This is a genomic window from Porphyrobacter sp. GA68, assembly GCF_022605525.1.
Lineage (GTDB): Bacteria > Pseudomonadota > Alphaproteobacteria > Sphingomonadales > Sphingomonadaceae > Qipengyuania_B.
Map to the genome: position 1 here is coordinate 1,516,775 of NZ_JAKQYJ010000001.1, position 12,019 is coordinate 1,528,793.

Below are 12,019 nucleotides of genomic sequence, written 5' to 3' on the forward strand. Positions count from 1 at the left end.
CGATCACAGAATTGGGTCATCGAGACCGGTTCTTTTTTTGGCGTCCAGCTTGAACGCGTTCTTGTCGCAGCTCTTCACGGCATCCTGAATGCGCGCACGGTCGAGGCTCTTTGAGACTTCGCCCAATCCTTCATTGAGACGGTCGAGCTGGTCTCTGTGCATCGGGCCTTCCCGGTGCGCCTCTAGCCCAGCTTCCTGAATACGGGTGAGCGTCTTGCCGATATTGGTTTCGACACATGCGTTCAAAGCCTTGTCGATTGCATCGCGAGAGCTCTCACCATCGTGCAGCCTCATGGCGACTTCACGTTGGAGGTCATCCGAAAATTCCGACTTATCGTGCTTTTCGAAGATGCCCTTGATTGATCCCTTCGGATCGAGATCAAGCTGCCCATCCGCACCATGACTCTGCAGGTCGCGGATCAGTCCGTCGTTTCCTGACAAGATACCGTTCACGATGGCATCGCTGCCCAGTGCACACCGAGTGTCATGATCTTCAGCCTCATTCTGTACAGCTTCCGCAAACCGCCTTGAGCGACTGTCGAGCTTCAAATTTTTGAATGGGCCGTCGGTCATGCCGTCCTCCTGCGGCGGACTATAACGTGCACAGTCTGACAATGTCAATATTCAAGCATAATAACCTGACATCAGACAGGACATCCTTGATGGACGTGAAAGCTCAGGTTGCTGAAACGTACTGCAAGCTGAAGGAGATCGCTTGTGCCAGCGTGGCAGAACGTCGGACTTTGGGGGGCTCGCGTGCGCCCCCAGATTGACTGAATGGAGAATGTAACCGTCGCCCCTTAGAGGGGAGGGAGCTTTGCTCTTCCTGAGCCGGGGCATGTCCGTCCCGGCGATCAGGAGAATTCCCATGACCAAGTCCCGCCGCACTGCTTCGATTTCGCCTGCCCAGCGGATTACCGACGCCATCATCGAGAAGCTCGAGCAAGGAACTAAACCCTGGGTCAAGCCATGGCGCGGTGTACCTGTCTCGCGACCCTTGCGTTCCTGCGGGACGCCCTATCGCGGGATGAACACCTTCTGGTTGTGGTTGGTGGCCGATGGCTGCGGGTACGCCTCGCCCTACTGGATGACCTATCGCCAGTGTCAGGCGCTCGGCGGGCAGGTCCGAAAGGGCGAAAAATCGACCATCGCGATTTTCTACAAGAGCTACACGAAGGAGGTCGAGAACGCCGAAGGCGACGCGGACACCGAGAACCGGCGCGTGCTCAAGGCCTATGCCGTGTTCAACGCCGACCAATGCGATGGCCTCCCCGCATTCTATCATCCCAAGCCACTCATTGCCGCGCTGGAGCCCGAAGGACGCGAAGACCGCCTTGATGCCTTCTTTGCCCATATCGGCGCAGACCTGCGCCATCATGGCGCGCAGGCCTATTACGAGCCGCTGCGCGACCGAGTGACCATGCCGCCAGCCGAACTCTTCCAAGCTTATGACCACTACTATGCGACGCTCGCACACGAGTTGTCGCACTGGACGGGGCATTCCTCGCGGCTCGACCGTGATCTCAAGAACCGCTTCGGCAGCGACGCCTATGTTGCCGAAGAACTGATCGCAGAACTGTCCTCAGCCATTCTCGGGGCAGAACTGGGTCTTCCGGTCACCCACCTCGACCATCACGCCAGCTACATCGCGTCCTGGCTCAAAATCCTCAAATCGGACGAGCGTGCGATCCTGACGGCTGCAGCAAAAGCCGAGGAAGCGGCCAGCCTGTTGCTCGAACTGGGTGGCCAGAAATCTAGCGAAGGCGAGACCGACATCGATCTCGCTGATGCAGCCTGAGGAGCAGTGAGATGGGACGTTCCGTCAGCTACCCGACCGGCTCCGTGGTGGCCTTTCGCCTGCTTGATGACGGCGACGACGAAGATGTCGACTGGGTCTACGACTGCCTCGTCGAAGAGATCATCGATACCACGAAGGCGGCCTTACCTTCCTTTCAGCGCTTCGATGGATGGCGCGGCCGCGAGGATCGCATCCTCCTGCGCAATGCCTTCGCCGATTGCGGCATATCGACCTATTGCGGGCTCGCCGCGATCTGGCTCGCCGAACGAGACGATCCCCGGTACTGGGAGGCGGATTTTGACATCCCGCGAACGGCAAGGGCACGGCACTGGCTCGCTCAAGTGTCGGGAAGGTTCATCGACCTGTTCGGTGAGTTGCGCCTGGTCGGGCGATTCTCGAATGGCGAAGCGATCTTCGAGCGCTCCCGATCCAACTGCGACACCGGGTCCTGATCCTGCCTCATCCCTGCCCACCGGGAAAGGCCCTTGGGCCGGTCGGGGCGCGCCGCAACCTGCGGCCCGTCGGCCCGTGTTGCCCGCGCCAGCCTAGGGCCGCAGGTTTCCCGCTACGCGGTGCGCCTTGCCCCTTTCCCCGGCCCTGATCGGGCTCCGGCGGACAGGCCCGAGGCAATGGTGCCTCCTCTCGTTGTCCCCGCGATCAGGAGACACTCCATGTACGACAGCTTCATCGATCAGTTGAGCGGCCTCGACCTTTCAGGCCTCAGCATCAGGCCAGCCCCCTTCAACGAGACCGACTTTCCCTGCGAGGATGCGATCGACCAGACGCTTGGTGCCGTATGGTCCGACCTCTTCGCCATGTTTTCCGACACGGCCCTGGAAGCAGATGCCGAGGATATTGCCTGGGGCGTGGTCAATCTCTTTCACCGTGCCGCCAGCCGGAAGTCCGCTCAGCTTGACCGGGCGAGCGACGAGATCCGGGTCCTCATCGCATCTGCCGATGGATCCGAGGTACATTCGAGCAATCTGGAAGAGCAGGTCGAGCGCGCGCAGGCCGCCGAGGCCAGCATGCTGGCCTTCGAGCAGATGCGGGAGGCTGCCGCAGCACTTTACCGCGACGAGACCGGTTCCTCGTGGAAGCCCGTTTCAGGCTCGCGGACCAGCCATTCGCGCCACCTTACCTCGGCTGTGATTGATGCCCGCGACTTCCTCCGCGCACGCGCCGAGAACCGGCGTCACGCCCTGATACCGGAAGGAACTCCGGTCGTCTTTGCCGGTGGTCGCCAGAGCTTTGAAAGCGCCGAAGATGCGCGTGCCTATGCTGAGAACATCTGGGGGACTCTGGACAAGGTTCGCGATGTGGTTCCCGATCTCTTCCTGGTCCATGGCGGCGACGGCAAGGGTGCCGATCGCCTGGCAGCGAGCTGGGCCGAGCGCCGCGAAGTCCAGCAGTTGACGTATTCGCTCGATCGTCGGCTTGGTGCCCGCGCCGGGTTCAAGCGAAACGAGCAAATGCTTTCGCTCAATCCGCGTTATGTCGTCGCCTTTCCGGGCAATGGCGTCACCGAACGGCTTGTGATCGGTGCCAAGGCGCGCCGGATCACCGTGGTCGATCGTCGCGGCCCGCTCGGAACCAGTCCAGCGTAATTGCTGAGACTCTTTCGACGACCTGTATCGAAAGTTCTTTTCAGCCGGAAAAAGGGCGGCCCCTTTCGGGACCGCCCATTAGGAGAGAACTCATTGCATTGCTGCTCCGAGCCCTTCGGGTCGCGCGGTCCTAATACCATCATTCCTGGATTAGTCGATTGTAGGCTTGCGAAAGGCCCGAATAGGTACGCTTTCGAGCAACCCGATTGCGCTCATTTCCAGTGATGCAGTTGACCTTCCAGTCATTTCTTCTGTGATCAAGTTCCTTCTCTCAGCGATTGAAGCAGATCTTTCCATTCTCGTACCCGACACTTCGGGCTACAGGACCGCACATGCAACTTGACGATCTCCTGCAGCGCTACTTTGCCACCACCGACCTCTCCGGGGTTGCCCCCGACGCCTTTGCAGCAGGCATTGAGCATTGCCGGGTCGATTTCGGCCTTGAGAAGGACCGGGGCAAGCGCTTTGCGCTGTGGTCGTTCCTGCACATGTTCGGGTCCGCCCCCGATCTCGATGTGGCATTCGAGGACGAGGAAGACCGGGAGGCGGCGCGCAACTTCATGGATCTCTTGGCGGCATCGGAGGGTGATGCAGCAGGCTGATTGCAGCTCGGTCTTGGCACCTTCAGACCCGCACCCGATACCCATCCGGCTTTCTTCGCGAACAGTCCTGAACCAGGTCAGCTGAGGAGCCGCAACCCGTTCCTTTCCGGCCGTGTTGGCAGCTGCGCTGCCTGCCCGCACCACCCGTCATGAACAGGTTTCCCTTGGCCCCCAGACAATGTCTGCTGGCCTGCGGTGCAGTCCTCCCATGCCCTGCTTCTTCTGAATGTTCGCAAGCCGGAGATGGTCTCCGGTTTGAGGAACTGAAGGAACTTTCACCATGACCAATATCGCAATCCTCACCGGCCGCATCGCGCGCGATCCGGATACCCGCGAGACCAAGGGCGGCACCGACGTCACCGGCATCACCGTCGTCACCGATCGCCCTGCGCGAGACAAGGACGGCAAGACCTACAAGGACGAGAACGGCTACACCGCCAAGGAAAGCGAGTTCCACCGGGTGACCTGCTTCAACGGCCTCGCCAAGACCGTCGGCCAGTACTGCTCCAAGGGCCAGCTGGTATCGGTCCAGGGCCGCATCCACTACACCCAATGGGAGGACAAGGACGGGGTTACGCGCTACGGCACCGAGATCCTCGCCGACAAGGTCGACTTTCTCTCCCGCGGTAACGGCTCGGGTGACGACAACGACAACACCGACGCTCCCGAGATCGACTGAACTCTCCCGTCGGTCTCCCTCCCGAAGGGGTCCTGTCCTACCGGACAGGGCCCCTTCTTGCTGTTCCTACTCTCCGGTTGACTGTTCGGTGCGAGAAGATGAGCGAGCCGGTGGAAGCAGCCTCTGCAGAGATGCTTCTTCGCCCAGCTTTCCGAGCTCTCCGGCAACTCTTGCGAGCGCCTTCTTCGAGAAGGTCTCAAGTCCCGTGCCCAGGATGATTCGGCCCAGCTCAAGGGCGGCTTGCTCCTCAAGTTGCTTCTGGCGCTCGGCGAGTGCCAGCCGGTCGGCTTCGAGTTTCCGGAGTGCTGCGACAGCGCTTCGTTTGGTTGGCATCGGGGTTCCTTTCCTGCACCCCTCCGTGGATCCTCCCTTCGATCAACATGCACCCGGGCGCAGCCTGTAGGAAAGTCCCATCGCGCGGGTCGTCCCTTGCACTACGTAACGGAGCGGGGGAGGGGGCTGGCTCACCGAATTCCAAGGGTGATGGGCATGTGGCCGGCGCGTCAAGGACGGCGGGGCCCCACCATTTTGCCTCCCCTGCGCTTTGCTCCGGTCCGACAAAATCGTTGCCCCCACCGCCGCTTCGCGGTCGCCCTCGGGGCGATCCCTGACCCGCCGGCCCCATGCCCCTCCGCCTGTTTCCTGTCGTCTCAGCGACAGGTTTCAGGAGGATATCATGACTGCACTCAGCACCTTGGACACGAACGCGCACAGCTATTTTGAAGCGCTTGCAGTTGCCGAAAGGCGCGCCCTGCACAGTTTCTTCGACCAGCACGTGGTGGAAGATGAAGACTTGGGCTACTTCGCCCTAGACGAGGGTGACTACAACGCACTGCCTGCGCATCTCGCCATCCGCGTGGTGCACACGGTCCATGGGGCCATGCTGGACGAATACTGACGACCATTCGAGGGCAGGAGCCGGTGACGGTTCCTGCCCTTTTTTCGTGTTCGCTTGTGCTGGAGCGGGGCGAAAAGCGGAGCGGGGCTGGGGTCGCGCTCGGTCCCGCCCCGCCTTCGGCGGCGCTCCTGCGGGCGCGGCCATTTTTGTTCTGGGCCCCGCAAGCACACCCGAACGACAGCGGGTCGGACCGGCGCAGTGGCGCGGGGACCGACATACCCCGGTCCCGGGCCCCGCACGCGCTCCTTTGCCGCTGCCTTTGCGGGGGTGCGGTCCTTGTGCGCGGTATTCATGCGCTTGAAGATCAGGCTCGATTACGGCCGCGAACTGGATGCTCGCGCCGCCAAGGGCTCCGTTGGAAAATGCTTTCGAGAGCAGAACGACGAAGATCTCTGGATTCCGCCGCGCAATGGGGAACAGAATTGGCACACCGTACGCAGCGGGTGCTGCAAGGGAAGGCGCTGAATTACCTCGCGAATTCACGGCAATTCGCTTGTGGCATCTTCTGTGCCGGATGCGGTCCACTTGCTTGCCGGACCGTGCCGAGTCGGCACAGATCCATCTAGCCTGCTGAAAAACGATGTGAATTTTCCGTTTTCCTACACCCCCAGCGGCGGCCTAGAGTGGCACTTGCCTTTCGAAGGGTGAGCCAGGTTCTTTGAACACAAGGAACTTGGAAAAATGCAAAGACACCACCGGTTCGTGACCTATGTCACGCCCCTGATCGCCGAATGGATCAGGAAACAATCCGACGAGCGCAGGGTCAGCGCGAGCATCGTCATTGGCGACTGCATCTTCGATGCCTGGCACCGCGCGACCGAGGCCGATCTGAGGACCCCGGCGACCGATCCGGTGCGCCAGAATATCTTCATCACGGTCGCGCTCGACGCCTTGCTGACGCACCATCCGCAGGCCGATCTGCGCGAGAAGACGGTCGCTGCCTACCAGCGCAGGTTGGAGCGCCTCGGTATCGTTGCACCCCGTCCGCAGGGAGGCGACGATGAAGCATAATCTCGTCAACTTCACCCGCGGAAGCCAGCTCCTCGGCCACTTCGGTTTCATGTTTGCGGCGGGTCTCAAGGGACCGCTCATCGTCACCGTTCTGGTCGCCGTCGGCCTCCTCTACTGGGAAGTGAGCGGCGCGCTCGACGACCACCAGGTCTACCTCATTTGGATGCATGTCTATGCTTCGGCCTATGGCTTCATGGAATTCGATCCTGACAAGCTCGTGAACCTCAAGCTGGCCGATGGCAGCATGGTCGCTTTTCCGATTTCGGTGGTTACGGACTACCCGCCGATGCGCGAGGCAGTTGCGCTCTTTCGGTCGACAGCTGTCGGCGCGCTCTGGCTTGCCGCACTCATCCTTGCCCCCCTCTTCCTGCTCTTTTGGTGGGTCGCCGAACGCTTCGGTGAGCACTCGAAACAGAAGAAGCACGTGCGCGGCGCTGAGCTGGCAACCCTTCCCGAACTGAAGCGCGAGATCGAACGGCACAACCGCGATGCGCGTTCGCGCGAATATGGCGAAACCATGGGCTGGAAATGGCGGCTCGCCGGCTCCACTTACCTTCGCGATGCAGGCTTCTATGCTCCCGCGCATCTTGCCCGGGTGAGCTGGCCGTGGCGGCTCGAGCAGAGCCATGCGATGCTCGTGGGTACGACCGGAACCGGCAAGACCGTGGTGCTTACCGAGCTGGCAGATGAGATCCGGCAGCGGGGCGAGCGCGCGGTCATCTTCGACCTCACCGGAGCCTTCATCGAGACCTTCTACGATCCTGAACGCGACATCATCCTGAACCCGCTCGACGCGCGTTGTCCGGCCTGGAGCGTGTTCAACGACTGCACAACCCGCGCAGAATTCCATGCGGCTGCGGAGTCCTTGGTTCCTCATGACGGTGGCGGCGCCGAACAGTTCTGGGTGCTCGCCGCGCGCACCTTGTTCGTCGAGACCTGCCTCAAGCTCGCCGAGGCGGGACGAGGGACCAATACCGCGCTCGCGCACGAATTGATGAATGCTGATCTCTCCGACCTGCACCAATTGCTCGAAGACACGATGGCAGGACCGATCAGCACGCCGAGCGCGGCGCGCATGGCGGAATCGGTGCGTGCGGTGTTCAACGTCAACGCCAAGGCGCTGCAGATGTTGCCCGAGGACGGGACTCCGTTCTCGGTCCGCGAATGGGTCAACGGGGCAGGCAAACCGGGCTCGATCCTGTTCCTCTCGGCGCGCTACATCGACATGAGCGTGCTATCGCAGTTGCTCACCCTGTGGCTCGATACATCGATCAACACGCTGATGGCAGGCAAGCGTTCGCGCGACCTCAGGCTATGGTTCCTGATCGACGAGCTGGGCGCGCTGCACCGCCTGCCGTCGCTCGAGAAAGGCCTCCAGACCGCGCGTAATTTCGGGGGCGCAATCGTCACCGGCATCCATGCCTTTGCCAAGCTCAAGGACGTCTACGGCGAAAACATGGCAATGACCCTGTCTTCGCTTGCCCGCACCAAGCTGATCCTCGGCACCGCCGACCGCGAAACCGCCACCTGGTGTTCCGATGTCATCGGCCACCGCGAGGTTCGCGAGATGGAGGAAGGCTACAGCTACGGATACAACAACGCCCGCGATGCGGTCAGTCTGACGCCGCGGCGTCAGGTGGTCCCGCTGCTGCTTCCCGACGAGCTGATGAGGCTCAAGAACCTTCACGGCTTCATCAAGTTTCCGGAAGGATTTCCGGCAGCGCCCATCGTCCTTCAGCCACGAAATTGGCCCCGGGTAGCGGAAGGCTTTATCGCTCGGGAGATCCCCAAGACGGCCAAGAAGGCGGCGTCCGCAGGCGGCGAAGCGGGAACCGGTTCAGAGCCGACCGGACCTTCCGAAACGAGCGATAATGACGGTGATCCGCGCCGGATGAAGGACAAGCACGATCTGTCCAATCGTCCTGCAATGAGGTCTCGCAAGGACCAGCACAAGGAACCAGGCCGGGGTCGCCGATGCACCAAAACGGAGCAGTCACAGCTGGGGCGCACGAAAGGGAGAAACCCTCGCGACGGAGGACAAAGGAGCGCGCTTCCTGCCCGACCTCGGCCAGCGCAGTCCGAGCTTCCCCTGACCAGCAAGGCCGAAGAGGATCGCGACAGCAACCAGTTAACTGCACCGTCGCAGCGGTCCGACGTTCCCGATCCTGCGACCCACCAGCGAGCGCAGGACGCGCGCGGCAAGGCCGACCAGAAGATGCAGGAGGAGCAGCAGAAATCGCTCCTGGGCGGCGCTGCGAAGCAAGGACGGAGCGCTGACCACGATCAGGATCACGACCACGATCTCGGCGACTACGATCCCGATATGTGACGCCGACCATGGGAGGGGCAAGGGCTTACGAAAGGTAATTCCGCCCCATGCTTTCCGTCGCCAATGTCCGCTCGCCTTCGGCGGCGGCAAGCTACTTTGCCTCGGACAATTACTACGCCAGCGCCGATGCCGATCGCTCGGGTCAGTGGATCGGCGATGGCGCCAAACGCCTTGGTCTTGAGGGCAAGGTCGAGGCCAAGGCGTTCGACGCGCTGCTGCGCGGTGAGCTGCTCGATAGTAGCAGCGTCGGCAATCCTGGCCAGGCGCACCGCCCGGGGACCGATCTCACCTTCTCGGTGCCCAAGAGCTGGTCGCTGCTGGCGCTCGTCGGGAAAGACGAGCGGATCATCGCCGCCTACCGCGAAGCCGTCGTCGAGGCGTTGCACTGGGCCGAAAGAAACGCGGCCGAGACCCGGATCGTCGAGAAGGGCAAGGTGGTGACGCAGGCGACCGGAAACCTCGCCATCGGCCTGTTCCAGCACGATACCAACCGCAATCAGGAACCCAACCTCCATTTTCACGCGGTCATCGCCAATGTCACGCAAGGGAGGGACGGCAAATGGCGAACGCTCAAGAATGATCGGCTGTGGCAGCTCAATACCACGCTCAATTCGATCGCGATGGCGCGCTTTCGCGTGGCGGTCGAGAAGCTTGGCTACGAGCCGGGACCGGTGCTCAAGCACGGCAATTTCGAGGCGCGCGGGATATCGCGCGAGCAGGTCATGGCGTTCTCGACCCGCCGCAAGGAAGTGCTCGAGGCGCGGCGCGGTCCGGGTCTCGAAGCCGGCCGCATCGCTGCGCTCGACACCCGCGCGAGCAAGGAAGGGACTGAAGACCGAGCGACCCTGAGTAAGCAATGGAGCGAGGCTGCGCAATCAATCGGGCTTGACCTGTTGCCACTGGTCGATCGAGCCCGGACCAGGGCCCTTGGGCAGGGCATGGAAGCCACGCGGATCGGTTCGCTGGTCGAGCGCGGGCGGGCGTGGCTCAGCCGCTTTGCCGCGCATGTCAGGGGCGATCCCGCCGATCCCCTGGTGCCGCCATCGGTGCTGAAGCAGGACCGTCAGACCATCGCCGCAGCGCAGGCTGTCGCCTCGGCGGTGCGCCATCTCTCGCAACGCGAGGCGGCGTTCGAACGGACAGCGCTCTACAAGGCCGCGCTCGATTTCGGGCTGCCGACCACGATTGCCGATGTCGAGAAGCGGACCCGGGCTTTGGTGCGTTCAGGTGACCTGATTGCGGGCAAGGGCGAGCACAAGGACTGGCTTGCATCGCGCGATGCGGTCGTGACCGAACAACGGATCCTGTCCGAAGTTGCTGCCGGCAAGGACGACAGCTCGCCGGTGATCGACCCGCGAAAGGCCGCCGCATCTGTTCAGGCGGCTGCGCTCACGGGGCAGGGGTTCCGGCTTAACGAGGGACAATTGGCGGCGGCGCAGCTGATCCTCACGTCGAAGGATCGCACGATCGCGGTCCAGGGTATTGCCGGTGCGGGTAAGAGCAGCGTGTTGAAGCCCGTCGCCGACGTGCTGGGCGATGAAGGACACCCGGTTATCGGGCTCGCGATCCAGAACACTCTTGTCCACATGCTTGAGCGCGACACCGGGATGGGCTCGCAGACGCTCGCGCGCTTTCTCGGGGGCTGGAACAAGCTGCTCGACGATCCGGGCAATGTCGCATTGCGCGCGGACGCACAGGCGAGCCTCAAGGATCATGTGCTGGTGTTAGACGAGGCATCGATGGTCTCGAACGAAGACAAGGAGAAGCTCGTTCGCCTCGCCAACCTGGCAGGCGTTCATCGACTAGTCCTAATGGGAGACCGCAAGCAGCTGGGCGCGGTCGACGCGGGCAAGCCGTTCGCGCTGCTTCAGCGGACAGGGATTGCGAGGGCAGAGATGGCTACGAACCTGCGCGCCCGAGACCCGGTCGTGCGCGAAGCGCAGTCAGCAGCCCAAGCAGGCGACGTGCGCAAGGCACTTCGCCATCTGAAGTCGCACACCGTCGAGGCCAAGGGCGATGGCGCGCAGGTCGCCGCTGAAACCTGGCTCGCGCTCGACAAGGAAACCCGCGCGCGGACTTCGATCTACGCTTCGGGACGCGCAATTCGTTCCGCGGTCAACTCGGCGGTCCAGCAAGGCCTCCTCGCCAATCGCGAGATCGGTCCGGGCAAGATGGAGCTTGAGGTCCTCGACCGCTTAAACACGACCCGGGAAGAGCTACGACACCTTCCAGCCTACCGGGCGGGCCGTGTGCTAGAGGTCTCCAGGAAGCAGCAGGCCCTCGGCCTACCCGTTGGCGAGTATCGCGTCATTGGACAGGACCGGAAAGGGAAGCGGGTCGAGGTCGAAGACAAGCGTGGCAGGCGGTTCCGGTTCGATCCGGCGCGGATCAAGGCGGGGAAGGGTGACGACAACCTCACCCTGCTCGAGCCTCGCAAACTCGAAATTCACAAAGGTGACCGGATACGGTGGACGCGAAACGATCACCGGCGCGGCCTGTTCAACGCCGACCAGGCGAGGGTCGCGGCAATAGTAAGCGGTAAGATCACCTTCGAGACCTCCAAGGGTGACCAGGTCGAATTGAAGAGGGACGATCCGATGCTCAAGCGGATCGACCTCGCCTATGCCCTCAACGCCCATATGGCGCAGGGCCTGACATCGGATCGCGGTATCGCAGTGATGGACAGCCGCGAGCGTAACCTTTCGAACCAGAAGACGTTCTTGGTGACGGTTACGAGGCTACGCGATAACCTTACGCTGGTCGTCGATAGTTCGGACAAGCTCGGAGCGGCAGTTGCCCGAAACAAGGGCGAGAAGGCCTCCGCCCTCGAGGTCACGGCAGGGGTAAAGTCGACCGAAGAGAATGGTGGCGGGAAGATTCAGCCGAAACCGGAGGAGGCAAACAAGGCTGAGAAGGAGCTCACCCGGAGCAAGAGCAAGACGCTGGATTTTGGAATCTGAATGGCCGGTTTGCGCCCCAATAGCGGCCATAAAGTCAGGCGAGGACACGCCTGAAAGCTGCCGTTCCAAAGTTTCGTCTGATTGAGGAAAATAAGCCTTCAATCGCAATAGGTCGAAAAATTTTCTTCGCGATGCGTC

At 62.0% G+C, this 12,019-nt stretch carries 11 protein-coding genes; 9 read left to right on the forward strand and 2 right to left on the reverse strand.

Annotated elements, in window-relative coordinates:
* Positions 1 to 3: 3 nt before the first annotated feature.
* On the reverse strand, positions 4 to 573 hold the full coding sequence (locus LHJ54_RS07630; protein WP_228243295.1) for a hypothetical protein: 570 nt from the start codon (positions 571 to 573) through the stop codon (positions 4 to 6).
* Positions 574 to 868: 295 nt separating this feature from the next.
* On the opposite strand from LHJ54_RS07630, the gene LHJ54_RS07635 reads away from it, so the two are divergent.
* From LHJ54_RS07635 to LHJ54_RS07655, 5 genes are all read left to right on the forward strand, one after another.
* The gene (locus tag LHJ54_RS07635; RefSeq protein ID WP_228243296.1) at positions 869 to 1,798 is read left to right on the forward strand and encodes an ArdC family protein; all 930 of its coding nucleotides are present in this window, start codon (positions 869 to 871) and stop codon (positions 1,796 to 1,798) included.
* 11 nt (positions 1,799 to 1,809) lie between these two features.
* On the forward strand, positions 1,810 to 2,250 hold the full coding sequence (locus LHJ54_RS07640; protein WP_228243297.1) for a hypothetical protein: 441 nt from the start codon (positions 1,810 to 1,812) through the stop codon (positions 2,248 to 2,250).
* A 219-nt stretch (positions 2,251 to 2,469) separates the two neighbouring features.
* On the forward strand, positions 2,470 to 3,402 hold the full coding sequence (locus LHJ54_RS07645; protein WP_228243298.1) for a DUF2493 domain-containing protein: 933 nt from the start codon (positions 2,470 to 2,472) through the stop codon (positions 3,400 to 3,402).
* A 332-nt stretch (positions 3,403 to 3,734) separates the two neighbouring features.
* The gene (locus tag LHJ54_RS07650) at positions 3,735 to 4,004 is read left to right on the forward strand and encodes a hypothetical protein (protein WP_228243299.1); all 270 of its coding nucleotides are present in this window, start codon (positions 3,735 to 3,737) and stop codon (positions 4,002 to 4,004) included.
* A 280-nt stretch (positions 4,005 to 4,284) separates the two neighbouring features.
* The gene (locus tag LHJ54_RS07655; protein WP_228243300.1) at positions 4,285 to 4,683 is read left to right on the forward strand and encodes a single-stranded DNA-binding protein; all 399 of its coding nucleotides are present in this window, start codon (positions 4,285 to 4,287) and stop codon (positions 4,681 to 4,683) included.
* 66 nt (positions 4,684 to 4,749) lie between these two features.
* On the opposite strand, the gene LHJ54_RS07660 is transcribed toward LHJ54_RS07655, so the two are convergent.
* Complete coding sequence (locus LHJ54_RS07660) at positions 4,750 to 5,016, reverse strand: DUF6437 family protein (protein ID WP_228243301.1); 267 nt, start codon at positions 5,014 to 5,016, stop codon at positions 4,750 to 4,752.
* 343 nt (positions 5,017 to 5,359) lie between these two features.
* Here LHJ54_RS07660 and LHJ54_RS07665 point away from each other — a divergent pair, with 343 nt between their 5' ends.
* The 4 genes from LHJ54_RS07665 to mobF all read left to right on the forward strand — a co-directional run bounded on the left by LHJ54_RS07665 (position 5,360) and on the right by mobF (position 11,881).
* A complete protein-coding gene (locus LHJ54_RS07665; RefSeq protein WP_228243302.1) occupies positions 5,360 to 5,581 on the forward strand; it encodes a hypothetical protein in 222 nt (73 codons plus the stop codon).
* A 681-nt stretch (positions 5,582 to 6,262) separates the two neighbouring features.
* Positions 6,263 to 6,592 carry a hypothetical protein gene (locus LHJ54_RS07670; RefSeq protein WP_228243303.1) on the forward strand — a complete coding sequence of 110 codons (330 nt, stop codon included), beginning with the start codon at positions 6,263 to 6,265 and terminating at the stop codon, positions 6,590 to 6,592.
* Positions 6,582 to 8,921: a type IV secretion system DNA-binding domain-containing protein gene (locus LHJ54_RS07675; RefSeq protein WP_228243304.1), complete on the forward strand. Its 2,340-nt coding sequence runs from the start codon at positions 6,582 to 6,584 to the stop codon at positions 8,919 to 8,921. The genes LHJ54_RS07670 and LHJ54_RS07675 overlap by 11 nt, the downstream gene beginning before the upstream one ends.
* Before the next feature lie 47 nt (positions 8,922 to 8,968).
* Positions 8,969 to 11,881 carry a MobF family relaxase gene (gene mobF / locus LHJ54_RS07680; protein ID WP_228243305.1) on the forward strand — a complete coding sequence of 971 codons (2,913 nt, stop codon included), beginning with the start codon at positions 8,969 to 8,971 and terminating at the stop codon, positions 11,879 to 11,881.
* The last annotated feature ends 138 nt before the right edge of the window (positions 11,882 to 12,019 follow it).